Below are 25,469 nucleotides of genomic sequence, written 5' to 3' on the forward strand. Positions count from 1 at the left end.
GTTCGTGATGGCCTACCGCTACGGCGAGTACCACGACGGCCCGGATCCCCTCGCTCCGCCCTACGACGTGCGGGCGGCGCTGGACGAGATGGGTGACGCCATCCTGTCCGGCTCGACCCCGGTGCACGCGCTGCGCGACCTGCTCAAGCGCGGCCTGCCCGGGGCCCGCGACCGCCGCGGCCTGGACGACATGCTGCGCGAGGTGCGGCGGCGGCGGCGCGAGCTTCGCGAGGGCGGCCGGCTCGACGGCACGCTCGAACGGGCCAGGGCGCTGCTCGACAAGGCCGTCGGCCAGGAGCGGGCCGAGCTGTTCCCCGACCCGGCCGACGACGCCAGGATGCGTGAGGCCGAGCTCGACTCGCTGCCGGAAGACACGGCCAGCGCCATCCAGCAGCTGAGCTCGTACGAATGGCGCTCGGAGGCGGCCCGGCGGACCTTCGAGGAGCTGCGCGACCTGCTGCGGCGTGAGGTGCTCGACAGCCAGTTCAGGGGGATGCGCGACGCGCTGGCCAACCCGGACCCGGAGGCGATGGAGCGGGTCCGGCAGATGATGACGGACCTGAACGACATGCTGGACAAGGACGCCAGGGGCGAGCACACCCAGGCGGACTTCGACGCCTTCATGGCCAAGTACGGCGACATGTTCCCGGAGAAGCCGCGCGACCTCGGCGAGCTGGTCGACGTCCTTGCCCGCCGCGCCGCGGCCACCCAGCGCATGCTCGCCTCCATGACCCCGCGCCAGCGCGAGGAGCTCGGCAACCTGATCAACCAGACCCTCGACCAGGCCGGCCTGTCCGAGCAGATGCGCCGCCTCGGCGAGGCGCTGCACGCCCGCCGCCCCGACCTGGCGTGGGACTCCAGCGAGCGGATGACCGGCGACGAGCCGCTGGGCATGGGCGACGCCGTCACCGCCCTGGAGGAGCTGGCCGACCTGAGCCGGCTGGAGTCGGCGCTGCGCCAGGACTACCCGGGCGCGCGGCTGGACGACATCGACGAGACCGCGGTCCGCCGCGCCCTGGGCCGCTCCGCGGTGGACGACCTGGAGGCGCTCAAGCGCATCGAACGCGAGCTGGAGGAGCAGGGCTATCTCCTGCGCCGCCGCGGCAAGCTGGAGCTGACCCCCAAGGCGGTGCGGCGGCTCGGCGAGACCGCGCTGCGCCGGGTGTTCTCCTCGCTCGACGCCGGCCGGCGCGGCGACCACGACCAGCACGACGCCGGCTCGGCCGGCGAGCTGACCGGCTCGTCACGGCCCTGGCGGTTCGGCGACGAGCAGCCGCTCGACGTGGTGCGGACCCTGGTCAACGGCGTGCGCGCGGGCGGCCTGCGCACCACCGGCGACGGCCCGTCCGTCCGGCTGTCGGTGGACGACTTCGAGGTGGCCGAGACCGAGCGGCGCACCGCCGCGGCCGTCTGCCTGCTGGTCGACCTGTCGTACTCGATGGCGCTGCGCGGCACCTGGGCCGCGGCCAAGCAGACGGCGCTGGCCCTTCAGGCGCTGGTGTCGTCCAAGTTCCCGCAGGACGCCGTGCAGATCATCGGCTTCTCCAACTACGCGAGGGTGCTGCAGCCGGACGAGCTGGCGGGCCTCGACTGGGACATGGTCCAGGGCACGAACCTGCACCACGCGCTGCTGATCGCCGGCCGCCACCTGGACCGCCACCCCGACTTCGAGCCGGTGGTGCTCGTGGTCACCGACGGCGAGCCGACCGCCCACCTGCTGCGCAACGGCCACTCCGCCTTCGAGTGGCCGCCGTCGCCGGAGACGCTGGAGCTGACTCTGGCCGAGGTCGACAAGATGACCCGCCGCCGGGCCACGATCAACGTGTTCATGCTGGCGGGCGACGACCGGCTCAAGGACTTCGTCGACGAGGTGGCCCGCCGCAACGGCGGACGCGTCTTCTCCCCCAGCGCCGACCGGCTGGGCGAGTATGTGGTCAGCGACTTCCTGAGAGTGCGCCGGGCGCGCTGGCGCTAGCGGTGTAGTAGTCGAGCGCCACGTCGAAGCCGTCGCGGCAGTTGCGGTGGGAGCGGTAGCAGGGGCGCCAGGCGGTGCTGGAGCCGAGGCCGGCGCGGGCGTCGCGGAGCGCCTCCGGCACCCGCTCCGGCCGGGGCACCAGCCCGTTGCCGAGGTAGCGGACGCCGGTCAGCTCGGTGCGGCCGCCGGCCTCTCCCGCGACGAGACGGCCCAGCCGCCACCCGCTCTCCTCGTCCCACACCAGCGCGGCGCCGTCGGCGAGGCGGATCGTCGCCTCGCGCGGCTCGCACGGGCCTTCCCACCATCCGCCGGCCTCGGCCCCGAGCTCCTCGACGACCCGGCTCACGTAGCGGCTCGGCTGGTGAAGCCACTCGTCCGAGTACGGCTCGACATGCCTGATGGCCACGGACGGCACCCCCTTGTGCCCTAAGAGTAAGGAAAAAGCAGCGGTCAATAACCCTACCCGCGATGAACGGATGCCGTCGCCCGCGCATCTAGTCATTACGGGCGATATTCGCTTCGTTTACGGGGAAGGAGGGAGCACCTATGTTCGCCATGATTGTTTTGATCGTGCTGATGGTCGTCGCCGTCACAGCCATGGAGTTGATCATGCGCAGCTCCCCCGAGGGCAAAGAGAGTGTCGAGTCTCCCTTCGAGATCGTCGGGGACTAGTCTCTCCCGCATGTCGACCCTGTTTCTTCTGCTGCACGTCGGGTTCGCGATCTTCACCCTCGGCCCGCTGACCGCGGCCCTCATGGCCGCGCCGCGTGCCATCAGGGGCAAGAACGTGCCCGTGCTGCGCAACATCGAGCGCACGACCCGGATCTACGGTTTCGCGTCGCTGGGCGTGTTCGTGTTCGGCCTGGTCCTCGGCATCGTCATGGGCGGCGGTGTGCTCGGCCGGTGGTACATGAGCGCCTCGATGACGCTGTTCATCGTCGGGATCGTGCTGCTGTTCCTCATCGACCGTGACCTGCGCGCCGCCACGAAGGCCCTCGCCAGCGAGGACACCGGTGACGACGCGCAGGTCCAGAACGGCCGGATCGCCGCGATCGGCGGCCTGCTGGCGCTGATCTGGCTGGTGATCCTGGTCCTGATGATCGTGCCTGAGTGATCAGGCGAGGGCCCGGGTGAGGTCGGCGAGCAGGTCGTCGACCGTCTCGATGCCCACCGACAGGCGCACCAGGTCGTCCGGCACCTCCAGCGGGGAGCCGGCCGCCGAGGCGTGCGTCATCCTGCCCGGGTGCTCGATGAGCGACTCGACCCCGCCGAGCGACTCGCCCAGCGTGAACAGCTCGGTGCGGCCGCACACGTCGACGGCCTCCTGCGCGCCGCCGGCCACCCTGAACGACACCATGCCGCCGAAGCGCCGCATCTGCTTGGCCGCGGTCTCGTGGCCGGGGTGCTCGGCGAGCCCCGGGTAGAGCACCTCGGTCACCTTCGGGTGCGCCAGCAGCAGGTCGACGACCCGCTCGGCGTTGTCGCAGTGACGGTCCATGCGCACGCCGAGCGTCTTGAGCCCGCGCAGCGTCAGCCACGCGTCGAACGGCCCGGCCACCGCGCCCATCGCGTTCTGGTGGTAGGCCAGCTCCTCGCCCAGCTCCCGGTCGGCGGCCACCAGCGCGCCGCCGATCACGTCGGAGTGGCCGCCGATGTACTTCGTCGTGGAGTGCACGACCACGTCGGCGCCGAGCGCGAGCGGCTGCTGGAGGTACGGCGAGGCGAAGGTGTTGTCGACGACCAGCAGCGCGCCGTTGTCGTGGGCGAGCTGGGCCAGCGCCGCGATGTCGTTGACGCCGAGCAGCGGGTTGGTCGGCGTCTCCACCCAGACGACCTTCGTCTTCTGGGTCATCGCCGCCGCCACCGCGTCGAGGTCGCCGAGCGGCACCGGGTCGAAGTGCAGGTCCCAGCGCTCGTAGACCTTCGAGAACAGCCGGTAGGTGCCGCCGTACGCGTCGTTCGGGATGATCACGTGGTCCTGCGGCCGGCACACCGCGCGGAGCAGCGCGTCCTCGGCGGCCAGGCCGGAGGCGAACGCCAGCCCGCGCGTCCCGCCCTCCACCGCGGCCAGCGCCTCCTCCAGCGCGGTCCTGGTGGGGTTGGCCGAGCGGCTGTATTCGTAGCCGTTGCGCAGGCCGCCCACGCCGTCCTGCTTGTAGGTGGACGTGGCGTATATGGGCGGCACCACCGCGCCGGTCACGGGGTCCGGGTCCTGACCTGCGTGGATCGCCAAAGTTTCGAAACCATTGGTCATACCGCCACGGTAACGGACCCGGCCCGCGATCCGGTCCCCTGCGGATCGCGGGCCGGGCCCCGGCGCCGTTCCCCGACGGCGCCATGGACGCTCGCGGCCCCTGCGAAGGCGCGAGCCCGTCTCTCAGGCCGCCGTGTGCTCCTCCGCCAGGCGGGTCTCGCGGCGCGGCAGCGGCACCACGCGGTCCTGGTCGATGTAACGGCCGCTCGCCCCCTGGGCGGGCTCGCCGTTGATGCGGGAGAGCAGCACGGGGTCGGTCAGCGCCAGCAGCACCCCGACGAGGAGCCCGGCACCCAGCAGAACGAATCCGATCGTCACCATTTCTTGCCCCCTTCTCGGACATATCCAGAATCGGGCAACGGAGGGCTGCGGCGCCTCGGCTGAAGTGCCGGTCCGCGCGGTGGGGGGTCAGCCGAATGACTGATACGACTTATCCGACTTGCGACTTACTCTCAAGGGCGTGGGGGACTCCAAACGCGTCGTGTACTGGGTCCGCCGGCTGAGTGAGATCGCCATGCTCGGCTGGCTGGGCCTGATGCTCCTGGCCGACCTCGCGGTCGCCGCCGGCGGCCTCGGCGGCGGCCTGCAGTGGCTGGTGTTCGTCGCCGGCAACGCGGGCATCGCCGCCGTGATCCTCCGCCGCCGCCACCGCGTCGAGACGTACGGGATCATGCTGTGCCTGTCGTTCGCCGTGTCGGTGCTCATGGGGGTGACCGGGACCTCCGGCGTGCCGGGGGCGGCGGAGACGGGCGCGCTGCTCATCCTGATGCTGGGCGTGCTCCGCCACGTCGAGCCGGTCAGGGACGCGGCGATGCTCGCCGTCGCCGGGCTGATCGTGCTCATGGCCGAGTCCATCGGCCGGGCGTCCACCATGGAATCGCTCGCCTACTCGTTCATGCTGTTCGCCGGCTGGTCGACGATCGCGGGCGTCGGCGGCTACCTCCGCTTCCAGCAGGAGCGCCGCAAGGAGGCCGTGCACTCCGTACGGCGCGCCGAACGGCTGGAGCTGGCCAGGGAACTGCATGACCTGGTGGCCCACCACATCACCGGCATCGTCGTCCAGGCCCAGGCGGCGCGCACCGTCGCCACGACCAGGCCGGAGGCGGTCCTGCCCGCGCTGGACGCCATCGCCGCGGCGGGCGGCGACGCGCTGACCTCCATGCGCCGGATGGTGACCGTGCTCCGCGCCGAGGAGGCGGCCCGCACGCCCGGCAGCTCACTGGCGGACCTGCGGCTGCTCACCGAGCGGTTCTCGACGGAGGGGCCCAAGGTGGCGTTCGAGATCGGCTCCGGGATCGACGACCGGACTCTGCCGCCCGAGGTCCTCACCACCCTGCACCGGGTGCTCCAGGAGGCGCTCACCAACATCCGCAAGCACGCCCAGCAGACCGCGTGGGTCGAGGCCGACCTGCGGCGCCACGACACGGCGGTGGTGCTGCGCGTACGCAACCACGGCTCGGCCGCCAATCCCCGCCTGGCCCGCCTGGGCGGCGGCTTCGGCCTGGTGGGCATGGCCGAACGCGTCGAAGCCCTCGGCGGCCGCCTGCACGCCGGCCCCACCCCCGAAGGCGCCTGGCAGGTCACCGCCGAGTTCCCGCTCTCCTGGTCAGGAGCCTGACCCGTACGCCTGGTGGAACCGCTCCTCGCCCAGGGCCGCGAGGGTTCTGGCCGTGATCCGGTCGACGTCGTGGCGCTCGCCGTGGGCGAGCGGGGTGCCCACGGCCTCACGGAGCGCCGCCGCACGGCCCAGGAGCGTCGCGGCGCGGCCGGGGTCGCCCGCCAGCGAGTACGCTCCCGCCAGCCCTTCCAGAGCGAGCGCCTCGGCCCTGGGCTCGCCGAGGGCGGCGTCGTACCCCTCCCGGTGCAGGGCCAGGGCCGTCTCCGCGTCGCCCCGCTGCTCGGCGGCGAAGCCGAGCTCCGCCAGGAAGAACGCCAGGCCCGGCGTGCCCCCTACCTCGCGCAGCCAGCCCAGCCATCGCACCAGCAGTTCCTCGGCACGCTCGTACCGCCCCTGCCGCCGGGCGCTCATGGCCAGGCCCAGCTCGGCATGCTCCTCCGCCGACTTGTACGACTGCTCGACGGCCAGGCGGCGGGCCCGCTCGTGGTAGTCGTCGGCGCGGGCGTGGTCCCCGGCCAGCAGCGCGATCCGCCCGACGGCCGACAGCCTGAACGAGACCTCGGAGCCCAGTTCCTCGGCCAGCTTCAGCTCCTCGTGCCGCAGCCGCTCGGCCTCGGCGTAGTCGCCGCGCTTCTCGGCCAGCCGGTCGAGGCTGTCCATCGCCTCGATCTGCCCCCACCCGTCACCGAGTTCGCGGAAGATCGCCAGGCTGCGCTCGGCGTCGCGGCGCATCCCCGGCAGGTCACCGCGCCGCTCGGCCAGCTTGGACCTGAGTGCCAGCACCGCGGCCACGCCCCACCGGTCGCCCAGCTCCTCGTACGCCCGCAGCGCCCGCCCCGCCGCCTCCTCGTGCGCGGCGAGGTCCCCGTACGCCCACCGCACGTGGCTGAGGAACCAACCGGCCAGCGCCCGGCCCTCCAGGTCCAGATCCTCGTACGGGACGGGCGTCGCGGTCTCCCCGGTCGCCATCGTCACCCCGGCCAGCCACACGGCCGCCCGCGCCCGCTCCTGCCTGCCCACGGCCGCCTCCGGGCCGGTGGACGCGAGGGCCGCCGCCAGGGAGCGGCGGGCCTCGCCCAGCCTGCCCCGCAGGAACCAGTACCAGGCGAGGGCGTTCACCAGTGGCAGCGGGTCCGGCCCGGCGAGGGCGCGCCGGAAGTTGGCGCTCTCCTGGTCCAACCGGGCCAGCCACTCGCGTTGCCGCCGCCCGCGCAGCTCGGCCCGCTCGGCGAGCCGGGTGTAGTGGCGCGCGTGCCGTTCCCTGATCAGGTCGTCCTCGCCCGCCTCCCGCAACCGCTCCACGCAGTACGCCGACACCGACTCCAGCAGCCGGTAACGCGGTCCCGGGGTGACCAGGGACCGCTGGACCAGCCGTACCAGCACGTCCACCACGTCCACGCCGGGCTCCGCGCAGACCTCCTCGGCCGCCTCCAGCGTGCACCCGTCGGCGTGCGCGGCCAGCCGCCGCAGCACGATCCGCTCGGGCCCGGACAGCAGCTCCCAGCTCCAGTCGATCATCGCCCGGAGCGTCCGCTGCCGGGCGGGCGCGTCCCGCATGCCGGAGTTCAGCAGCCGGAACCGGTCGTCGAGCCGGGCGGCCAGTGCCTCGACGCCGAGCGCCCGTACCCGGGTGGCCGCCAGCTCCAGCGCCAGCGGGATGCCGTCGAGCCGCTCGCAGATGGCGGCCACGGCCGGACCGGGCTCGATCCCCGCGCGATCGGTGAACAGGCGCACCGCCGCGTCCCCGGAAAGGGGCGCCACCACCCTGACGTGCTCGCCCGTGACGCCGAGCGGCTCCTGCCCGGTGACCAGCACGTCCAGTCCGGGCGCGGCCTTGAGCAGCGCGGAGACCACCTCGGCCGCCTGCTCGACCAGGTGCTCGCAGTTGTCGACGACCAGCAGCGTGCGCCGGGCCGCCAGCACGCGCGCCAGCCGGGGCAGCAGCGGCCCTGACGCGTCGTCCCGCACCCCGAGCGCTCCCGCGATCGCCTCGGCCACGTCCCCCGCGCCGATCAGCTCGACCAGCCACACGCCGCCGGGGTACACCTCCGGCGAGGTCAGCCCGCCCGCCGCCGCCACGGCCAGCCGGGTCTTGCCCACCCCGCCGGGCCCGGCGAGCGTCACCAGCCGCCTCTCCCCGAGCAGGGCGCGCACCTCGGCCACGTCACCGTCCCGGCCGATCAGATCAGTGACGGGTGCGGGCAGATTGGTGCGCGCGCCCGGAGAACCGTCCACCGTACGAGAAGCGCCGACCTGAGACGAGCCGGGTTGGAGCAGGGCGGCATGAGACGGGGTGGTGCGGCGGGTCGGGAGGGACGGGTCCTGGCGGAGGATGGCCTGGTGCAGGTCCCTCACCTCGGGGGCGGGGTCGACGCCCAGTTCCTCGGCGAGCCGGGCGCGCAGGGCGGCGAAGGCCGCCAGGGCCTCGCTCTGGCGGCCGTCCCGGTACAGGGCCCGCATGTGGAGGGCGGTGAGGCGCTCGCGCAGCGGCTGCTCCGCCACCAGGGCGCCCAGGTCGACGGGCTCGCCGAGGGTCAGCCGGATCTCCGACAGCTCCTCCATCGCCGTCAACCGCTGCTCGCCGAGGCGGGCGATCTCCGCGGCGGCGAAGCCCTCGTCGGCGAAGTCGGCGTACGCGGGCCCGCGCCACAGCGCGAGGGCCTCCTCGACGACCGCGGCGCGCTCCGGCGCCCCTCCCCCGGGAGAGGCGGGGACGCGAGAGGTGAGCAGGGTACGGAAGAGGGCCGCGTCCACCGTCACCCCGTCGAGGCGGTACCCGGAAGGGCCGTGGCGCACCAGCGACGGCGAGCCCAGGGCACGGCGCAGCTGGGAGACGCGGGCCTGGAGGGTGCCTGCGGGGTCGCGCGGCGGCCGGTCGCCCCACAGGTCGTCGATCAGGCGGTCCGCCGGAACCGGGCCGCCCCCGCGCGCCACCAGGGCCGCCAGCAGCACGCGTACCTTGCGATCGGGCACCCGCAGCGGCGCGCCGGCGTCCGACCACGCCTCCAGCGGCCCCAGCACTCCGATGCGCACCACGTCATGGTCAACCCGTGGCAGGCCGTAAGGATTTCCGAAGGGGCCCGCAACAGTCTGGACCCATGAGTGAGGTGACAGTGATCGGCCTGGGGCCGATGGGATCGGCCATGGCCGAGACGTTCCTGGCGGCGGGCCACGAGGTGACCGTGTGGAACCGTACCGCGAGCAAGGCGGACCCGCTGGTGGCCAAGGGCGCCACGCGGGCGGCCGGACCCGCGACGGGCGAGTTGCTGGTGATCAGCCAGACCGCCTACCAGGCGATGTACGAGAGTCTCGGCGAGGCGAGGCTGGACGGGAAGACGCTGGTCAACCTGAGCTCCGGCACCCCCGACGAGCTACGGGAGGCGGCCGGGTGGGTGGCGGAGCGGGGCGGCACGCTGGTCACGGCGGGCATCATGGTGCCGCCGCCCGGGATCGGCCAACCTGGCGCGTACACGTTCTACAGCGGGCCGAAGGAGGCGCTCGACCGGTACGCGGGCACCCTGGAGGCGCTGTCCGAGGTGACGTACGTGGGCGAGGACCCAGGGCTGGCGATGATGTACTACCAGGCCCAGCTGCTGATGTTCTGGTCGTCGCTGACGAGCTTCATGTACGCGGCCGCGCTGGTGGGGACGGCGGGGGTGCGGCCGACGGCGTTCGCGCCCCTCGCCCAGGGGCTCCACGGCGAGCTGGCCGCCGACGGCCCCATGGGCTACATCAGGATCCTGAGCGAGGAGCTGGAGTCGGGCGTCTATCCGGGCGACGAGAACAGCCTGCACATGCAGGCCGTCGGCATGGGCCACGTGGTGGAGACGCTGCGCGCCGCCGGGCTGGAGACCACGGTGCCGGAGGCCCTGCACAGGCTGTTCGCCCGCGCCGACGCCGAGGGACACGGCCACGAGGGCATCACCGCCGTGGTCGAGTCGATCAGGAAGCCGGAGTGAAGGGAACCCGCTCAGCTCCGTGAGCGGGTTCCCCGGTGACTAGTGGTTGGCCAGGAAGGCGAGCAGGTCCTGCCGGGTGAGGAGCCCGGCGGGCTTGCCCTCCTCCAGCACCACCGCGGCGTCGGCCTTCTCCAGCGCCTCGACCGCCCGCGACACCGGCTCGCCACTGCCGATCATGGGCAGCGGCGACGACATGTGGTCGGCGATCGGGTCGTCGGAGGAGAGCTTGCCGCGGTAGAGCGCCTCCAGCAGGTCGCGCTCCACGATGGAGCCGACCACCTCGGCCGCCATGACCGGCGGCTCCTCCTTCATGACCGGGAGCTGGGAGACCGAGTATTCGCGCATGATGGAGATCGCGGTGCCGACCGACTCGTGCGGGTGGGCGTGCACGAACTTGGGCAGCCCCTCGCCCTTGCGGGCCAGCACGTCGCCCACCAGCTCCTCCTCCGAGGAGGTGGTGAGGAAGCCGTAGTCGGCCATCCAGTCGTCGTTGAAGATCTTGGACAGGTAGCCGCGGCCGCCGTCGGGCAGCAGCACCACGATCACGTCGTCCGGCGCGGCCTTGGCCGCCACCTGGAGCGCCGCCACCACGGCCATCCCGCACGAGCCGCCGACGAGCAGCCCTTCCTCGCGGGCGAGCCTGCGGGTCATGTTGAACGAGTCCTTGTCGGACACCGCGATGATCTCGTCGCAGATGCCGGTGTCGTAGGTGTCGGGCCAGATGTCCTCGCCCACGCCCTCCACCAGATAGGGCCTGCCGGAGCCGCCCGAGTAGACCGAACCCTCGGGGTCGGCTCCGATGATCTTGACCCGGCCGCCGGAGATCTCCTTGAGGTAGCGGCCGGTGCCGCTGATCGTGCCGCCGGTGCCGATGCCGGCCACGAAGTGGGTGATCCGGCCCTCGGTCTGCTCCCAGATCTCGGGGCCGGTGGAGTGGTAGTGGGACTCCGGGTTGTCGACGTTGGAGTACTGGTCAGGCTTCCAGGCGTTCGGGATCTCCGCGGCCAGCCGGTCGGACACCGAGTAGTAGGACTCGGGGTGGTCGGGCGCGACCGCGGTCGGGCAGACCACCACCTCGGCCCCGTACGCGCGCAGTACCGCGATCTTGTCGTGGGCCACCTTGTCGGGCACCACGAACAGGCACCGGTAGCCCTTCTGCTGGGCCACGATGGCCAGGCCCACGCCGGTGTTGCCGGACGTCGGCTCGACGATGACGCCTCCGGGCCGGAGTGCGCCGGAGGCCTCGGCGGCCTCGATCATGCGGACCGCGATGCGGTCCTTCACCGAGCCGCCCGGGTTGAAGTACTCGACCTTGGCGAGCACCTGAGCGGGCAGCCCCGACGAGACCTTGTGCAGGCGGACGAGCGGCGTGTTGCCTATGAGCTCGACCAGGGAATCATGTACGCGCACTGAGGTGTTCACCTTCTTTGCCGAAGCTTGGTCAGCCGATTCGTGGCCGGGAACCCGTGAGGGTGGCGGGCACTCAGCTAGTTTCAACCAAACGCTACCGCCGAGCTGGGGTGGAGGGGAAAACGCACGTGGTGTGGGCAGCGGGCGCGGCGCGGGCCGCGCGCAGGATCGCGGCCGCGGCGGCGCTCGGGGGCGGCGGGCTCACGGCTCTCGGCGCGACCGCGTACGCGTTGCTGATCGCCGAGGGCCTGCTGGCCCGCCGCACGATCGGCACCCCGCACGGCCTGTACGGCCCGTCGTCCGACGGCGTCTACGGCGACTATCCGGGCCCGCCGCTCAAGATGGCCATGCTCGGCGACTCCACCTCCGTCGGGCTGGGCATGACCGATCCGGGCAAGACGCCCGGCGTCCTGATCGCCTGCGGGCTCGCGGCCGTCGCCGAGCGGCCGGTGGAGCTGCGGGTCGTCGGCAAGTCCGGGGCTCCCTCCGCCGAGCTGGGCGAGCAGGTGGACGCGGTGCTGCCGATGCGGCCCGACGTCGCCGTGATCTTCGTGGGCGCGAACGACGTCATCACCAAGACGCCGCCGGCCACCGCCGTCCGCCACCTGATCAAGGCGGTGCGGCGGTTGCGCGAGTCGGGCGCCGAGGTGATCGTCGGCACCTGTCCCGACCTGGGCACGGTCCGGCCGATCGCGCAGCCGCTGCGCTGGGTGGCGCGCCGCTGGAGCCGCCAGATCGCCGCCGCGCAGACGGTCGCGGTGGTCGAGGCGGGCGGGCGTACGGTGGCGTTCGCCGGTCTCCTGGGCAAGGAATTCCACGCAAATCCGGGCGAGATGTTCGGACCGGATCGTTTCCATCCATCTGACCGAGGTTATGCACAGGCTGCTTACGCGGTGCTACCTTCTGTATGCGCCGCGCTGGGGTTGTGGCCCGAGCCGCGACCCGAGCCCGGCGAAGGACTGCAACCGATCTACATCGCGGCGGCGACGGCCGCGGAGGAGCCCGGCACCGAGGTTTCGGCAACCCAGGTCGACGGGCGGACGACCGGCACCCACGGCAGGTGGGCGACGTTGTTCCGCCGCCGTCGGCTCGGGGGGCAGCTCAACGACGCCTAGATCCGGTCACTCTCCGAGCCGGAGCCGTCACTCGGTGTCCCTTTGGAGGGATTTGCCCGTGCTCCGGCCTTCCGCTCTCGCCCTCGCCGGCACCCTGGCCCTGGCCGGCTGCTCCGGCAGCGACGCCGCCACCGCCGACTTCCCGACCTGGCACAACCCCGCCGTCAACGCGGTCAGCCGGATGGCCACGGCCGGCGGGGTGGTGACCACCACCTCCATGAAGTCCGACGGCACGCTGGAGACCGTCGCCCTCGGCCTGTCCGACGGCAAGAAGCTCTGGGCCCACCCCGCGACCATGGCGGGCCGCCTCCCCGGCATGGGCGTCTCCGCCCCCGCCATCGTCGAGACGACGGGCGGCCAGGCGATCGTCGCGGCCCTCGACCCGGCGAAGAAGGGCCGCTGGAAGGCGACGCTCATCGTCCGCGACGCCCGCACCGGCGAGCAGAAGTGGACCCGCCCGGTCCACTCCACGTTCGGCCCGCAGCGCTGCGGGCCCTACCTGTGCATGTCCGAGCACACCGCGCTGTCCTCGGCCCGCGTGGTGGTCCTCGACCCGGCCACCGGCAAGCAGCTGTGGAAGCTGCCCGGCATCGCCGAGGTCGAGTGGTCCGACTCCCAGCAGGTCGTGATGCTCCGGCTGGCCGCCAACCCGACGCTCGAGTCGTACGAGCTCAAGACCGGCAAGCTGCGGTGGCAGCAGCCGATCGAGCAGGCGCTCGGGCCGGGCATCGACCTGTCGGGCGGCTGGGCGTTCGGCGCCAGCGGCGACGACCTGATCGGCTACGTCGCCCCCTACACCAACCCGCAGACGAAGAAGACCTCGGCGTTCGGGCTGTTCTCGGTGAAGATCAGCGACGGCACGATCAACTGGATGCGGCCCTCGGTGGTGCGCGTCTACCCCAGCGGCAGCCCCGGCTACGCCCCCGTGGTGCGGCCGGTCGACCAGCGCGGCGCCTACGGCGGGTTCGCCAGGCTCGACGCCGGCAACGGGCGCGTCATCGGCCAGATCACGGCCGCCGACGTGCCGGGCTCGGGCTGGTGGCTGGCGTTCCCCAACCACATGGACAAGCTCGGCTTCCTCAAGCACGGCCACAAGGGCACCGCGTTCGACCTGGTCAGCGGGAAGCCGGTGGCCGTCGAGGACCAGCGCGGGTGGTCCTTCTGCGTGACCGACCCCAAGCCGCTGCCCCTGCGCGGGCAGGCGCCCGGCTTCTACTCCATCGCCGCCGTGTGCGAGTTCGACCTGGCGTCGGGCAAGCGGATCGCCGACGCGTCCGCCCCGCCGTCCTGGTTCACCGGCAGCCAGCAGGGCTGGCGGCTGTGGCGCGACGAGAAGGGCGCCATGCACGCCGTCCACGACGGCACCGCGCCCACTCCGGGGATGTACGGCTGACCTTCCTGGGCGCCTTACGTCCCGATCACGCGATAAGGCAGGGGCCCTGATGTCGGGGAAATGGTATTGGAATATAGTTCTAATACTGTGCCGACAAAGGAGGGGCCATGCCCGAGGCCGTCATCGTAGCCACCGCCCGCTCGCCCATCGGGCGGGCCTTCAAGGGGTCGCTGAAGGATATGCGCCCCGACGACATGACCGTTCAGATGATCCAGGCGGCCCTGGCCAAGGTGCCCCAGCTCGACCCGCACTCCATCGACGACATCATGCTGGGCTGCGGCCTGCCCGGCGGGGAGCAGGGCTACAACATGGGCCGCGTGGTCGCGGTGATGCTGGGCCTGGACGACGTGCCCGGCACCACCGTCACCCGCTACTGCTCGTCGTCGCTCCAGACCACCCGGATGGCCTTCCACGCGATCAAGGCCGGTGAGGGCGACGTGTTCGTCTCCGCCGGGGTGGAGGCGGTCTCCCGGTTCGCCAAGGGCAACTCCGACTCCCTGCCCGACACCATGAACCCGATCTTCGGCGAGGCCGGTGAGCGGACCAAGTCGTACGCCGCCGGCGGCAAGACCTGGCATGACCCGCGCGAGGACGACCAGGTGCCCGACGTCTACATCGCGATGGGCCAGACGGCCGAGAACGTCGCCCAGCTCAAGTCCGTCAGCCGCCAGGAGCAGGACGAGTTCGGCGTGCGGTCGCAGAACCTCGCGGAGAAGGCGCTGGCCGACGGGTTCTGGCAGAAGGACATCACGCCGCTGACGCTGCCCGACGGCACCGTGGTCAGCAAGGACGACGGCCCGCGCGCCGGCACCACCTACGAGAAGGTCTCGACCCTGCAGCCGGTCTTCCGTCCGGACGGCACGATCACGGCGGGCAACTGCTGCGCGCTCAACGACGGCGCGGCCGCGGTGGTCGTGATGAGCGACACGAAGGCCGCGGAGCTCGGCATCACCCCGCTGGCCAGGATCGTCTCGACGGGCGTCTCCGGCCTGTCGCCGGAGATCATGGGCCTGGGCCCGGTGGAGGCCAGCAAGCAGGCCCTCGCCAGGGCCGGCATGGCGATCGAGGACGTCGACCTGGTGGAGATCAACGAGGCGTTCGCCGCCCAGGTCATCCCGTCCTACCGCGAGCTCGGCATCGACGTCGACCGCCTCAACGTGAACGGCGGCGCGATCGCGGTCGGGCACCCGTTCGGCATGACGGGCGCCCGCATCACCTCGACGCTGATCAACAGCCTCCAGCACCACGACAAGACGATCGGCCTGGAGACCATGTGCGTGGGCGGCGGCCAGGGCATGGCGCTGCTCCTTGAGCGCCTGAGCTGACGACCGCGAGTGGGGGCCGGGCTCAGCCGTGGAAGTCGGGCCCGGCCCGCTCCGGCGTGATGCGGAGGACCACCCGCCGTTCGCGCACCATGGCCGCGCGGTAGTCGTCCCAGTCGGGGTGCTCGCCGGAGATGTCACGGTAGTAGGACACCAGGTGGTCCATGGCCTCGGGCAAGGAGATGATCTCCGCGGTGCCCTCGACCTGGATCCACTGGCCGTAGAAGGCGTCGGTGAAGGCGCAGATGGCCACGTGGGGGTCCCTGCGCGCGTTGCGGGTCTTGACCGCCGTCTCCCTGGAGCTGACGACGATGCGGCCCTCGGCGTCGACGCCGACGACGACCGGTGACATCTGCGGCCGTCCGTCGGCGTGCCGGGTCAGCAGGACGGCCCTGTGGTTGCGGGCGAGGAACTCTCGCGCTGTCTGCAGATCCATGAGCAGATCATCGTACGGCGCGGCGTCGTGGAGGAGGTCGCCGTGCCGTCGTGATCCCGTCGTGATGTCCCGAGGGGGCATGCCTGCGCCCGTGCCGCGGCACGGGCGCAGGGTAGGCGGTGGGGGCTCTAGATGAAGCCCATGCGGTTACGGCGGAACCGCTCGTGCTCGTGAACGATCGCGGCGGCGTAGCCGTGGGTCAGCCCGTGCTCGTCGGCGAGCCAGTTGGCCCGCTCGGCGCACCTCAGGAAAGACGGGCCGTTGTCGATGGCTTGGAACCACTCTGGGAGTTCGCGTCCCGTGATGGCAGGGACTCTGGCGATCAGCTTCGTCTGCGTCTCCGGTGAGTGGTTCAAGGACATGGGCACCTCCACGGATTAAGGTCCTTTGCTTGACACTGCAACACCACTTGCGGAAAGGCAAGACCCCAGTTCGCGATCCTTTTGTTACGGCAGGTGGATTTCCGGTCGCACAAAGAGAGGGCCCCGCCGAACGGCGAGGCCCTCTGGTGCTGACGGTGTCAGTCGCTACTGGTGAAGTAGCTGATGAGGCGGAGCATCTCGATGTAGATCCACACCAGGCTCAGCGTGAGGCCGAAGGCGCACTGCCAGGCGAACTTCTCCGGGGCGCCCTGCTTGACGCCCTGCTCGACCGAGTCGAAGTCGAGGAGCAGGAAGAAGCAGCCGAGCAGGATCATCGCGACGCTGAAGACGATGGCCAGCGGGCCGCCGTCACGCAGGCCCAGGCCGCCCTCGACGAAGAAGCCGGCGATCAGGTTGACCAGGATCAGGCCGAGCGCCGCGACCGCCGCCGCGACGACGTACTTGACCAGCTTGGGGGTGACGCGGATGATACGCAGCGTGTAGACGGCGAGTGTGCCGGCGAACGCCATGGCGGTGGCGAGCACCGCCTGGACCACGATGCCGTTGATCTGCGAGTCGAACACACTGCTCACGGCGCCGAGGAAGACGCCCTGGAAGGCGGCGTAGCCCAGGATGAGCGCCGGGTTGGTGCTCATCGTGAACGAGGCGATCAGGCCGAGGACCAGGGCCACGATGGCGGAGCCGATGGCCACGGCCAGGGGGACGTCGAGATACCACGAGGCGGCCGCCGCCACGACGAGCGTGCCCAGCGTCATGAAGCCGCGGACCACCACGTCGTCGATGGTCATCGTGCGGTAGGCGGGCTGCGCCGGGGGGGCGTACGACGGAGAGTCGTACATGTTCTGCAACTGCTGTGGGGTCGGGGTCGCCTGGCTGCCCCAGCCTGCCGACTGTGACCTACTGAATACGGGGTTCTTGCTCTGCATCGCTGCCTCCTGCGCCGAGCCTATGGGACCGGGCGGCACCTAGGTCAACTAGCGCTCAGATCTATGTAGCTTCGAGACTTCAGCAGGGAGGTCAACGTACGTGACGCTCCGGAAGTTCCCGACGAGGTAAAGCCGAAATTCGCTGCATTTCCCGTGGTAGAGAGCCGGTGCCCCCGGCGGGATTCGAACCCGCACCGCAACCCTTTTAAGGGGTTTGCCTCTGCCATTGGGCTACGGGGGCGCCGCAATCATACGAAACGGACCATGCTTCCGGTGGGCACAACTTCGCATCACCCGCCACATCTGTGAAGTCTGCGGTGAAGTGATAGGGCTCCGGACACTCTGTCCAGGAAGAGTATGCCGTCCAGATGGTCCAGTTGGTGCTGAATACACCTGGCTTCGAATGCGTCAGCTTCGATGGTGACGGGCTCTCCGCTTCCTGGCAAACGCCCACGTACGGTGATATGTGTGGCCCGCCGGACATCGGCGGTGAGGTCCGCGACGGAGGCGCAGCCCTCGCGCCCGGAGTCCCAGCGGGCGGCCTCCGCGAGGCGAGGATTGACCACCACGAGCTCTCCCGCCCAGGACCGGGTCCGGGGGTGGCTGCGGGCGTCGAAGGCGATCAGGCGCCAGCTCAGGCCGATCTGCGGCGCCGACAGCCCGGTGGCGGGCTCGCGGCGGAGGGTGGCGAGGAGATCGGCCGCGGCGGACACGACCGCCGGCGCGGTGGGGTCGACCTCCTCGGCCGGCGATGAGAGGACGGGATGAGGGGCGGGCAGCACCGGCCGCGCCGTCCCCGTCACGCCGGAAGTCTGCGCCCCGGGCGCCCCGGAGCCCGTCACAGCAGATCGGGTTCGACGGGGCGGAAGGTGATCTCGGAGTCGAGCCCGGCTCCGACGGCGGCCAGCCGCCGCATCAGGTCGGCCACGTCCACCTTCTCCGGCAGCTCGACGTCGGCGATGAGCACGTACAGGCGGCCGGTGAGCCGGGTGCTCATCCCGGTGATGTTGCCGCCGTCGGCGGCGAGCACGGTGCTGATCCCGGAGATGATGCCCGGCCGGTCGGGACCGTGCACGGTGAGCACGTAGCCGAGGCCGTTCTCCCGGCGGCGGAAGTCGCGGCGGGCCGCGACGGCGGCGGCGGTCACCACCAGGTCCGGCGCCGTGAGGTGCTTGGTCAGCTCGTCGGCGCTCAGCTCGCCGTTGACCAGCAGCATCATGGCGACGTGCCCGCCCAGCAACGTCATCGTGGAGTCCTGGATGTTGGCCCCGCACCCGGCCAGCGCCCCGGTGACCGCGGCGATCACTCCCGGCCGGTCCACGCCCAGCACGGTCACCGCTGACAGCCCCACCCGCGATCCCCCTCCGATCGGCCGGTGGGCGCCGGCACGCCCCGGCGCTCACCGGGGCGCGTCGCCGATCCGGGCTCAGCGGCGCATCGTCGCGACCGCCGCCCTGAAGCCCTCGCGCGGGTGTTCCATCTCACCCAGGGAGATGGTCTCCCGCTTGAAGAACAGGGCCAGGGTCCAGTCGACGACGACGCGGACCTTGCGGTTCAGCGTCGGCACCCGCGACAGATGGTAAGTGCGGTGCATGAACCATGCAGGGAATCCGCGAAGCTTGATGCCATAGACGTTGGCCACGCCCTGATGCAGGCCCAGACCGGCGACCGATCCGACGTACTTGTGGCTGTATTCGGCCAGTTCCTGCCCGCGGAGGTAGCGGACGATGTTGTCGCCGAGCACCTTGGCCTGGCGGACCGCGTGCTGGGCGTTGGGCGCGCAGAACTCGCCCGGGTTCGTCAGGTCGGGCACCGCCGCCAGGTCGCCCGCCGCGAAGGCGCCGGGGGTGTCCTCGACGGCGAGGGTGGCCAGGGTCCTGATCCGGCCGCGCTCGTCGAGCGGCAGGTCGCTGGAGCTGACGACCGGGCTGGGCTTGACGCCGGCCGTCCACACGAGCGTCTCGGCGTCGAACTCGGTGCCGTCCGACAGCACCACGTGGCCGCCCGCGCAGGACTCCAGCCGGGTCTCCAGCCGGACGTCGATGCCGCGCTCGCGCAGCTGCTCCAGCGTCCACTTGCCCATTTCGGGGCCGACCTCGGGCAGCACCCGGTTCGTCGCCTCGACGAGCACCCAGCGGACGTCCGACGGCTTGATGTTGCGGTAGTAGCGGGTGGAGTCCTTGGCCATGTCCTCCAGCTCGGCCAGCGCCTCCACGCCGGCGAAGCCCGCGCCCACGACCACGAAGGTCAGCGCCCTGCGGCGCACCTCGGGGTCGTCGGTCGACTCGGCCACGTCGAGCAGGTGGAGCACCCTGTTGCGGAGCGCGATGGCCTCGCCGACGGTCTTGAATCCGATGCCGATGTCGGTGAGCCCGGGGATCGGCAGCGTACGGGAGATCGAGCCCGCCGCCATGACGACCACGTCGTAGGCGAGGTCGCGCGCGTCGCCCTCGGGCGGCTGGAAGGTGACGGTCCTGGCCGCGTGGTTGACCTTGGTCACCCGTCCGTTGAGTATCCGCACCTTGGGCAGCACCCGCCGGAGCGGGGCCACCATGTGCCGGGGCGAGAGGTTGCCCGCCGCGGCCTCCGGCAGGAACGGCTGGTAGGTCATGTAGGACTGGGGATCGATGATCGTGATGCTGACGGAGCCGTCGCGCAGCTCCCGGCGCAGGCCGCGCTGCAGGCGCAGTGCCGTGTAGAGGCCGACGTACCCACCGCCGACGATCAAGATGTGCTTGTTCATCCTGAAGCCCCATCCCTCGTGGAGTGCTTGTGAAAGCATTCACAAGCCTACGTCCGCCTCTCCCCGGACGCCAATCTCCGCGTGATGGGATGCGTCACACCGACAGCTCGCCCGCCCGTATGAAGACCGCGTCGAGCATCTCGGCGGTGACCCTGCCGGTGAACGTGTTCTGCTGGCTCGGGTGGTAGCAGCCGAGCAGCGTGACGGGCGCGTCCCCGTACGAGACCGCCAGCTCGACGCCGTGGCCGAACGGCGGGCGGCTGCGCGGCAGGGCGTAGCCGGCCTCCTTGAGCGCGGGCCACATGGCCTGCCAGGCGTAGCCGCCGAGCGCGACCACGACCCGGACGTCCGGCGCCACCAGCGCGAGCTCACGGGCCAGCCACGGGAAGCAGGCGGCCTTCTCCTCGGGCAGCGGCTTGTTGGCGGGGGGCGCGCAGCGGACCGAGGCCGCCACCCTGGCGCCGATCAGCTCCTGCCCGTCGCCGGCGTGCGTGCTGGTCGGCTTCGCGGCCAGGCCGGTGCGGTGGAGCGAAGCGAACAGCCAGTCGCCGCTGCGGTCGCCGGTGAAGATCCGGCCGGTCCTGTTGCCGCCGTGCGCGGCGGGGGCCAGCCCGACGATGAGCACGCGCGGACGTTCGTCGCCCCACCCGGGGACGGGGCGCCCCCAGTAGGTCTCGTCCGCGAAGGCCCGCCGCTTGACCTCGGCGACCTCCTCGCGCCAGGCGACCAGGCGCGGGCAGGCCCGGCAGACCGACTGCCTGGCGGTGAGCTCCGCCAGCGTGGCGCTGCTCTCCGCGAGGCGGCGCACGCCGCCGGGGTCTCGGGCGACCGGGGTGTCGGCGGTGGCCGGGTCGTCCGGCCACCCGGTGCCGGGAGGTACGAAGCTCATGACATCGATGGTGCCGGATGTCCGGGACCGCCACGAACCAGGCCGGACAACGAAGAACCGGGCGGCGTCACGTGGACACCGCCCGGTTCAGCTCGACTGATCAGGCAGGCTTCTCAGTCTGCGGGGCCTCCTTGGGCGGGCAGGTCGCGCTGAACTGCGACGTGCCGGAGGAGGTCGCGTTGGGGCTGACGACGACGAGCTCGACAGAGCCCGCGGTCACCGAGGCGCCACGCGTGCCGCCGACGCCCCACGTCACGTCGAGGCTGCCGTTGACCTGGCGCTCGAGCGTGTTGTGGTCACGCTTGCCGTCGACCACCCAGTAGTACTGGACGGTCGCCGGGCCGGTGCTGGTCAGGGTCGCCTTGAAGTCGACCCCGGGGCCCCGGTTGTCGGCGCACATCTCGTTGCGCTGACCGGCCACCGAGACGCTGGAGACGGAGACCGAGGGCTTCGGAGCCTGGCAGGCGGCGTACGACTGCGAAATGCTGTCGCGGTCGTTGGAGCCGAACACCGACAGGCGGACGGTGCCGCCGTTCTTCGCCGCACCCGAGAGCGCGGTGTCGGACAGGGTGACGGTCTTCGCGCCGCCCCGGTGGAAGGTGGTGGAGCCCGAGTCGACGGTGCTGCCGTTCACCGACCACACCCAGCGGACGCGGTCGGAGCCGCTGGCGCTGACCCTGGCGTGCGCGCTCACCTTGCACCCGTCGTGGTTGGTCGCCGTCACCAGGTTGGAGGCGTCGACCTTCACCCGCGGAGCGGGCGCCGGGGTGTAGTCCTTGCAGTGGACCTTGTAGTAGGCACGGTTGGAGACCGCACGGTCCGGGCTGAGGACCTCGAGCACCGCCGAGCCGCTGTGGCTGTGGCGCGGCGAGAAGCCGACGCCGACCTTACGCGAGTCCCGGACCTTGACCTTGCCGTAGTCGACGGTCTTGCCGTTGACCACCCAGCGGTAGCGGACCCAGGACGGGCGCTCCACGCTGATCCGGCCGACGAAGTCGATCTTCGAGCCGGGGTTGCAGTAGCCCACGTACGTGGACGGGCTCGCCCATGCCTTCGCCGACACCCGCTTGTCGAGGTGGGTGCGCGTGACGTCCTTGGCCTGCACGCAGTCGACCGAGAAGTAGCCCTTCTTGGAGACGACCTTGCGCGGGCTCAGGACCTCGAGGCGCTGCCAGCCCTTGACGTCGCCCTTGAAGGTGGCCTTCTCCGAGAGCTTGATCGACTTGGTGCCCTTGGCCGAGACCTTGACGGTCTTGACCTTGCTCTTGGAGCCGTCGCCGTGGAGCCAGCGGTAGGCGACCGTGGTCTTGCCGTTGAGCTTGACCTTGACCGTGGCCGAGAACGTGATGTTCGCCGGGCACGACCCCTGGTAGTCGCGATCGGAGGCCTTCGGCGTCGAGACCGACACCTTCGGCTTGACCCGCGGCTTGGCGGCAGCCTGCGCGGGGGAAGCAGCCAGACCGGCGACCAGACCGGCCAGCACGGCGGTGGACGCGATCGCGGCCACCTTCCGTACTAAGGCAGAGGACTTCATAGGAGAGTGACTCCATTCCGTGAGAGTAAGAACGCACACGGAGACGGTTGCCACGCCGACATTCATCTCTGCCCGGCCATATGGCAAAGCCCCCGTTACTGCAACGATCACTAAAGCACAAGGGCATTGCGCATTCAATACGAACACGCCGGTTATATGTGTAGATTTGGCGACTTAACGGACGAGAGACCAGGCAATTCCGTCAAGGATGTCGTGTTCGCTCACGACGACCTGCTCGAATCCGAACCTCCGGACGATCCGGTCGAGGATGAGCGCCCCCGCCACGATGACGTCCACCCGGCCCGGGTGCATCACCGGCAGCGCCGCCCGCTCGTCGTGGGTCATCGCCAGCAGCCGCCGGGTCACGTCGTGCACCTGCTCGCTGGAGAGACGCGCATGGTGGATCCGCTCCGGCAGGTAGGCGGGCAGGTCGAGCGCGACGCCCGCCACCGTCGTCACCGAACCGGCCAGCCCCACGAGCGTGCGCGCGTCGCGTACCGGAACCTCGTCCTCGACGCGGGCGAGCGCGGCCTCCACGTCGGCCACCACCGCCTCCAGCGCCGCCGCGGACGGCGGGTCACCGGCGTCGCGCAGGTGACGCTCGGTCAGCCGCACGCAGCCGATGTCGACCGAGATCGCCGACTCGGCGTGCTCCGAACCCACCACGAACTCCGTCGAGCCGCCCCCGATGTCGACCACCAGGTAAGGCGGCAGCGGCCCCTGCGGCACCTCGGTCTCCGGCGACAGCCGCACCAGCCCCCTGGTGGCGCCGGTGAACGACAGCTCGGCCTCCTCGGACCCCGAGATCACCTCCGGCTCCACGCCGAAGATCTCGCGCACCCCGTCGGTGAACTCCTGACGGTTCGCCGCGTCGCGGGTCGCGCTGGTCGCGACCACGCGGGTGGCGCTCGCGCCGTGCTGGTCGATCAGCTTGCGGTAGGCGCGCATCGCGCCGAACGTGCGCTCCAGCGCCTCCGGAGCCAGCCGCCCGGTCCGGTCGACGCCCTGGCCCAGTCGTACGATCTCCATCCGGCGCTCGACGTCGGCCAGCGCGGCCTCGCCGGCGTCGGCCACGAGCAGGCGCACCGAGTTGGTGCCGCAGTCGATGGCGGCTACACGCATGGTCCGTCACTCCACCACTCGGGGAGGGCCTCCAGCGCCTCCCTGCCGAACGGGTTGCTCCCCGGCGCCGCGAGCTCGTGCGCGACGAGCGCGTGCAGGCACTTGACCCGCAGCGGCATGCCGCCGGCGCTCTGCATGCCGGGCGCCAGCGGCTCCAGCCCTTCCTCCGCGGCGACCTCGTCGCGCCTGGCCAGGTAGGCGTCGTGCGCGGCCTGGTAGGCGGACGCCAGCTCCGGGTCGCCGGCCAGCCTGTCCTGCATCTCGCGCATCAGCCCCGAGCCCTCCAGCGTGCCGATGGCCGAGGCCGCCTTCGGGCAGGTCAGGTAGTAGAGCGTGGGGAACGGGCTGCCGTCGGCCAGCCTGGGCGCGGTCTCCACCACGTCGGGGTTGCCGCACGGGCAGCGGTGCGCCACCCGGCGCAGCGACCGGGGCGGCCGCCCGAGCTGCTTCTCGACGGCCTCGGCGTCCTTACTGTCCAACGCTCTCCTTCTGCTTCTCCGGCTGCTTCTCCGGCTGCTTCTCCGGCTGCTTCTCCGGCTGCTTCTCCGGCTGCTTCTCCGGCTGCTTCTCCGGCTGCTCGGTGGCCTGCTCTGCCGGCTGTCCGGTCGGTTGCCCTGCCGATTGGCCGGGCGACTGCTCGGTCGCGCGCCGGCCCGTGCCGTCGTCGGCCGCCTGGACCGACTCCCACAGCGTCTGGTACCACGGCGGCTGCTGCGCCGGCCGCTGGGCCGCCGCCTGCCCCTTGCCCGGGTCGGGGTCCATCACCACGAAGCACCTCTCGCCCTGGCCGCAGTAGTGGAGGCGCTCCTTGGCCGTGCGCCTGACCCAGTTGGGGTCGCCGACCTGGCGGCTCTCGGCCAGCAGCCGCTGCCGCTCGGCCTCCACCTTGGCCTTCTCCTCGCGGAGCTCGGCGATGTCGCGCCGCTGGGCGATGTAGGTGCGGACGGGGTACGCCAGGCTCATGGCGATCGCGCAGACCACCACCGCGAGGATCGCGGCCCGCCCCGTCAACTGCGGTTTCTTCGCCACCTCCGGCATCCACCTCCCCGTACGAACCGCCCGCGGCGCCATCGGACCGCCGCGGGCAGCTACCCGAAATTACTGCTGGAAACGCGGAAAGGCCGCGCGACCCGCGTAACGGGCGGCGTCGTCGAGGATCTCCTCGATGCGCAGCAGCTGGTTGTACTTGGCCACCCGGTCGGAGCGGGCCGGGGCGCCCGTCTTGATCTGGCCGCAGTTGGTCGCCACCGCCAGGTCGGCGATCGTGGTGTCCTCGGTCTCGCCGGAGCGGTGGCTCATCATGCACCGGTAGCCGCTGCGGTGGGCCAGGTCGACCGCGTCGAACGTCTCGGTCAGCGTGCCGATCTGGTTGACCTTGACCAGCAGGGCGTTGGCGGTGCCCGACCCGATGCCGCGCGCCAGCCGCTCGGGGTTGGTCACGAACAGGTCGTCGCCGACGAGCTGGACCCGGTCGCCGAGTGCCTCGGTGATGGCCTTCCAGCCCTCCCAGTCCTCCTCGTCGAGCGGGTCCTCGATGGACACCAGCGGGTAGTTGTCGACCAGGTCGGCGTAGAAGGCGATCAGCTCCTGGGCGGACAGGCCCTTGCCGTCGATGGTGTAGACGCCGTCCTTGTGGAACTCGGTGGCGGCCACGTCGAGCGCCAGCGCCACGTCGGCGCCGGGGGTGAAGCCGGCCCGCTCGATGGCCACCAGGATCAGGTCGAGCGCGTCGCGGTTGGACGGCAGGTTGGGCGCGAACCCGCCCTCGTCGCCGAGACCGGTGGCGTAGCCCTTCTCCTGCAGCACCTTCTTGAGCGCGTGGTAGACCTCGGTGCCCATGCGCACGGCCTCGCCGAACGACTCGGCGCCGATCGGCGCGATCATGAACTCCTGGATGTCGACGTTGGTGTCGGCGTGCGCGCCGCCGTTGAGGATGTTCATCATCGGCACCGGCAGCACGTGGGCGTTGGGGCCGCCGAGGTAGCGGAAGAGCGGCAGCTCGGCGCTGTCGGCGGCGGCCTTGGCCACGGCCAGCGAGACGCCCAGGATCGCGTTGGCGCCCAGCTTGGCCTTGTTGGGCGTACGGTCCAGATCGATCATGATCTGGTCGACGATGCGCTGGTCCTCGGCCTCGATGCCGTGGATCTCGTCGAAGATCTCGTCGGTCACGGCCAGCACGGCCTTGCGTACGCCCTTGCCGCCGTAGCGGTCGTCGCCGTCACGCAGCTCGACGGCCTCGAACTGGCCGGTGGACGCGCCGCTGGGCACCGCCGCCCGGCCGGTGCTGCCGTCGTCGAGGACCACGTCGACCTCGACCGTCGGGTTGCCCCTGGAGTCGAGGATCTCGCGAGCGTAAACGACCTCGATGGTAGCCACGGGATGCGCTCCTG

General features: G+C 71.4%; 25 protein-coding genes and 1 tRNA gene. 8 read left to right on the top strand and 18 right to left on the bottom strand.

Annotated elements, in window-relative coordinates; translation table 11 throughout:
- Positions 1 to 7 precede the first annotated feature (7 nt).
- Positions 8 to 1,975 carry a vWA domain-containing protein gene (locus tag ABD999_RS25040; RefSeq protein ID WP_219544105.1) on the top strand — a complete coding sequence of 656 codons (1,968 nt, stop codon included), beginning with the start codon at positions 8 to 10 and terminating at the stop codon, positions 1,973 to 1,975.
- Here the strand turns inward: ABD999_RS25040 and ABD999_RS25045 are convergent.
- Complete coding sequence (locus ABD999_RS25045) at positions 1,935 to 2,381, bottom strand: DUF6292 family protein (RefSeq protein ID WP_261808295.1); 447 nt, start codon at positions 2,379 to 2,381, stop codon at positions 1,935 to 1,937. The two genes, ABD999_RS25040 and ABD999_RS25045, sit on opposite strands and share 41 nt — an antisense overlap.
- Positions 2,382 to 2,521: 140 nt before the next feature.
- Between ABD999_RS25045 and ABD999_RS25050 the strand changes: the two genes are divergently transcribed.
- Positions 2,522 to 2,647, top strand: a complete 126-nt coding sequence (locus tag ABD999_RS25050) for a hypothetical protein (protein ID WP_261808294.1) — start codon at positions 2,522 to 2,524, stop codon at positions 2,645 to 2,647.
- Between the two features lie 10 nt (positions 2,648 to 2,657).
- The gene (locus ABD999_RS25055; RefSeq protein ID WP_148029152.1) at positions 2,658 to 3,089 is read left to right on the top strand and encodes a hypothetical protein; all 432 of its coding nucleotides are present in this window, start codon (positions 2,658 to 2,660) and stop codon (positions 3,087 to 3,089) included.
- On the opposite strand, the gene ABD999_RS25060 is transcribed toward ABD999_RS25055, so the two are convergent.
- Positions 3,090 to 4,229, bottom strand: coding sequence for a cystathionine gamma-synthase (locus ABD999_RS25060; RefSeq protein ID WP_345482904.1), 1,140 nt, complete (start codon positions 4,227 to 4,229; stop codon positions 3,090 to 3,092).
- Positions 4,230 to 4,352: 123 nt separating this feature from the next.
- Positions 4,353 to 4,550, bottom strand: coding sequence for a hypothetical protein (locus ABD999_RS25065; RefSeq protein ID WP_148029150.1), 198 nt, complete (start codon positions 4,548 to 4,550; stop codon positions 4,353 to 4,355).
- A 139-nt stretch (positions 4,551 to 4,689) separates the two neighbouring features.
- Between ABD999_RS25065 and ABD999_RS25070 the strand changes: the two genes are divergently transcribed.
- Complete coding sequence (locus tag ABD999_RS25070) at positions 4,690 to 5,847, top strand: sensor histidine kinase (RefSeq protein WP_271278599.1); 1,158 nt, start codon at positions 4,690 to 4,692, stop codon at positions 5,845 to 5,847.
- Here the strand turns inward: ABD999_RS25070 and ABD999_RS25075 are convergent.
- Positions 5,836 to 8,880: an AfsR/SARP family transcriptional regulator gene (locus ABD999_RS25075; RefSeq protein WP_271278598.1), complete on the bottom strand. Its 3,045-nt coding sequence runs from the start codon at positions 8,878 to 8,880 to the stop codon at positions 5,836 to 5,838. The genes ABD999_RS25070 and ABD999_RS25075 overlap by 12 nt on opposite strands.
- Positions 8,881 to 8,945: 65 nt before the next feature.
- Here ABD999_RS25075 and ABD999_RS25080 point away from each other — a divergent pair, with 65 nt between their 5' ends.
- Positions 8,946 to 9,806, top strand: a complete 861-nt coding sequence (locus ABD999_RS25080) for an NAD(P)-dependent oxidoreductase (protein WP_271278597.1) — start codon at positions 8,946 to 8,948, stop codon at positions 9,804 to 9,806.
- 39 nt (positions 9,807 to 9,845) lie between these two features.
- Here the strand turns inward: ABD999_RS25080 and ABD999_RS25085 are convergent, their stop codons facing one another.
- Positions 9,846 to 11,216 (bottom strand): cystathionine beta-synthase, encoded by a 1,371-nt coding sequence (locus tag ABD999_RS25085; RefSeq protein ID WP_271278596.1) that lies wholly within the window; start codon positions 11,214 to 11,216, stop codon positions 9,846 to 9,848.
- A 128-nt stretch (positions 11,217 to 11,344) separates the two neighbouring features.
- On the opposite strand from ABD999_RS25085, the gene ABD999_RS25090 reads away from it, so the two are divergent.
- From ABD999_RS25090 to ABD999_RS25100, 3 genes are all read left to right on the top strand, one after another.
- Entirely contained in the window at positions 11,345 to 12,331 is a 987-nt protein-coding gene (locus tag ABD999_RS25090; RefSeq protein ID WP_148029145.1) for an SGNH/GDSL hydrolase family protein, read from the top strand.
- Between the two features lie 58 nt (positions 12,332 to 12,389).
- On the top strand, positions 12,390 to 13,724 hold the full coding sequence (locus ABD999_RS25095) for a PQQ-like beta-propeller repeat protein (RefSeq protein ID WP_261808293.1): 1,335 nt from the start codon (positions 12,390 to 12,392) through the stop codon (positions 13,722 to 13,724).
- A 107-nt stretch (positions 13,725 to 13,831) separates the two neighbouring features.
- A complete protein-coding gene (locus ABD999_RS25100; protein WP_219544070.1) occupies positions 13,832 to 15,049 on the top strand; it encodes an acetyl-CoA C-acetyltransferase in 1,218 nt (405 codons plus the stop codon).
- Positions 15,050 to 15,071: 22 nt separating this feature from the next.
- Here ABD999_RS25100 and ABD999_RS25105 read toward each other — a convergent pair whose 3' ends face one another.
- The 13 genes from ABD999_RS25105 to eno form a co-directional block, all read right to left on the bottom strand.
- Complete coding sequence (locus ABD999_RS25105; protein WP_148029142.1) at positions 15,072 to 15,482, bottom strand: PPOX class F420-dependent oxidoreductase; 411 nt, start codon at positions 15,480 to 15,482, stop codon at positions 15,072 to 15,074.
- Positions 15,483 to 15,610: 128 nt separating this feature from the next.
- The gene (locus tag ABD999_RS25110) at positions 15,611 to 15,844 is read right to left on the bottom strand and encodes a DUF4287 domain-containing protein (RefSeq protein WP_148029141.1); all 234 of its coding nucleotides are present in this window, start codon (positions 15,842 to 15,844) and stop codon (positions 15,611 to 15,613) included.
- 158 nt (positions 15,845 to 16,002) lie between these two features.
- Entirely contained in the window at positions 16,003 to 16,791 is a 789-nt protein-coding gene (locus tag ABD999_RS25115) for a Bax inhibitor-1/YccA family protein (protein ID WP_148029140.1), read from the bottom strand.
- Positions 16,792 to 16,959: 168 nt separating this feature from the next.
- Positions 16,960 to 17,032: transfer RNA gene (locus ABD999_RS25120), tRNA-Leu, on the bottom strand.
- A 49-nt stretch (positions 17,033 to 17,081) separates the two neighbouring features.
- Positions 17,082 to 17,594 carry a peptide deformylase gene (locus ABD999_RS25125; RefSeq protein WP_148029139.1) on the bottom strand — a complete coding sequence of 171 codons (513 nt, stop codon included), beginning with the start codon at positions 17,592 to 17,594 and terminating at the stop codon, positions 17,082 to 17,084.
- A gap of 35 nt (positions 17,595 to 17,629) precedes the next feature.
- Positions 17,630 to 18,142, bottom strand: a complete 513-nt coding sequence (locus tag ABD999_RS25130) for a glycine cleavage system transcriptional repressor (RefSeq protein WP_148029138.1) — start codon at positions 18,140 to 18,142, stop codon at positions 17,630 to 17,632.
- A 75-nt stretch (positions 18,143 to 18,217) separates the two neighbouring features.
- Complete coding sequence (locus ABD999_RS25135; protein ID WP_148029137.1) at positions 18,218 to 19,534, bottom strand: NAD(P)/FAD-dependent oxidoreductase; 1,317 nt, start codon at positions 19,532 to 19,534, stop codon at positions 18,218 to 18,220.
- A gap of 94 nt (positions 19,535 to 19,628) precedes the next feature.
- Positions 19,629 to 20,423, bottom strand: coding sequence for a uracil-DNA glycosylase (locus tag ABD999_RS25140; protein WP_148029136.1), 795 nt, complete (start codon positions 20,421 to 20,423; stop codon positions 19,629 to 19,631).
- A gap of 100 nt (positions 20,424 to 20,523) precedes the next feature.
- Positions 20,524 to 21,957 carry a hypothetical protein gene (locus tag ABD999_RS25145; protein WP_271278595.1) on the bottom strand — a complete coding sequence of 478 codons (1,434 nt, stop codon included), beginning with the start codon at positions 21,955 to 21,957 and terminating at the stop codon, positions 20,524 to 20,526.
- 174 nt (positions 21,958 to 22,131) lie between these two features.
- The gene (locus ABD999_RS25150; protein ID WP_148029134.1) at positions 22,132 to 23,079 is read right to left on the bottom strand and encodes a Ppx/GppA phosphatase family protein; all 948 of its coding nucleotides are present in this window, start codon (positions 23,077 to 23,079) and stop codon (positions 22,132 to 22,134) included.
- Positions 23,070 to 23,558, bottom strand: a complete 489-nt coding sequence (locus ABD999_RS25155) for a DUF501 domain-containing protein (RefSeq protein ID WP_148029133.1) — start codon at positions 23,556 to 23,558, stop codon at positions 23,070 to 23,072. The genes ABD999_RS25150 and ABD999_RS25155 overlap by 10 nt, the downstream gene beginning before the upstream one ends.
- The gene (locus ABD999_RS25160; RefSeq protein ID WP_271278594.1) at positions 23,548 to 24,108 is read right to left on the bottom strand and encodes an FtsB family cell division protein; all 561 of its coding nucleotides are present in this window, start codon (positions 24,106 to 24,108) and stop codon (positions 23,548 to 23,550) included. Before ABD999_RS25160 ends, ABD999_RS25155 begins: the two co-directional genes overlap by 11 nt.
- Positions 24,109 to 24,177: 69 nt before the next feature.
- On the bottom strand, positions 24,178 to 25,455 hold the full coding sequence (gene eno / locus ABD999_RS25165; protein ID WP_148029131.1) for a phosphopyruvate hydratase: 1,278 nt from the start codon (positions 25,453 to 25,455) through the stop codon (positions 24,178 to 24,180).
- Between the last annotated feature and the right edge of the window lie 14 nt (positions 25,456 to 25,469).

It is taken from the genome of Nonomuraea ferruginea (assembly GCF_039540635.1).
Classification (GTDB): Bacteria; Actinomycetota; Actinomycetes; order Streptosporangiales; family Streptosporangiaceae; genus Nonomuraea; species Nonomuraea ferruginea.

What these genes read in the sequence shown, in the direction of transcription:
- ABD999_RS25040 (WP_219544105.1), top strand. Translation starts at nt 8, where the DNA reads ATGGCCTACCGCTACGGCGAGTACCACGACGGCCCGGATCCCCTCGCT.
- ABD999_RS25050 (WP_261808294.1), top strand. Translation starts at nt 2,522, where the DNA reads ATGTTCGCCATGATTGTTTTGATCGTGCTGATGGTCGTCGCCGTCACA.
- ABD999_RS25055 (WP_148029152.1), top strand. Translation starts at nt 2,658, where the DNA reads ATGTCGACCCTGTTTCTTCTGCTGCACGTCGGGTTCGCGATCTTCACC.
- ABD999_RS25060 (WP_345482904.1), bottom strand. Translation starts at nt 4,229, where the DNA reads ATGACCAATGGTTTCGAAACTTTGGCGATCCACGCAGGTCAGGACCCG.
- ABD999_RS25065 (WP_148029150.1), bottom strand. Translation starts at nt 4,550, where the DNA reads ATGGTGACGATCGGATTCGTTCTGCTGGGTGCCGGGCTCCTCGTCGGG.
- ABD999_RS25080 (WP_271278597.1), top strand. Translation starts at nt 8,946, where the DNA reads ATGAGTGAGGTGACAGTGATCGGCCTGGGGCCGATGGGATCGGCCATG.
- ABD999_RS25100 (WP_219544070.1), top strand. Translation starts at nt 13,832, where the DNA reads ATGCCCGAGGCCGTCATCGTAGCCACCGCCCGCTCGCCCATCGGGCGG.
- ABD999_RS25105 (WP_148029142.1), bottom strand. Translation starts at nt 15,482, where the DNA reads ATGGATCTGCAGACAGCGCGAGAGTTCCTCGCCCGCAACCACAGGGCC.
- ABD999_RS25110 (WP_148029141.1), bottom strand. Translation starts at nt 15,844, where the DNA reads ATGTCCTTGAACCACTCACCGGAGACGCAGACGAAGCTGATCGCCAGA.
- ABD999_RS25115 (WP_148029140.1), bottom strand. Translation starts at nt 16,791, where the DNA reads ATGCAGAGCAAGAACCCCGTATTCAGTAGGTCACAGTCGGCAGGCTGG.
- ABD999_RS25135 (WP_148029137.1), bottom strand. Translation starts at nt 19,534, where the DNA reads ATGAACAAGCACATCTTGATCGTCGGCGGTGGGTACGTCGGCCTCTAC.
- ABD999_RS25140 (WP_148029136.1), bottom strand. Translation starts at nt 20,423, where the DNA reads ATGAGCTTCGTACCTCCCGGCACCGGGTGGCCGGACGACCCGGCCACC.
- ABD999_RS25145 (WP_271278595.1), bottom strand. Translation starts at nt 21,957, where the DNA reads ATGAAGTCCTCTGCCTTAGTACGGAAGGTGGCCGCGATCGCGTCCACC.
- ABD999_RS25150 (WP_148029134.1), bottom strand. Translation starts at nt 23,079, where the DNA reads ATGCGTGTAGCCGCCATCGACTGCGGCACCAACTCGGTGCGCCTGCTC.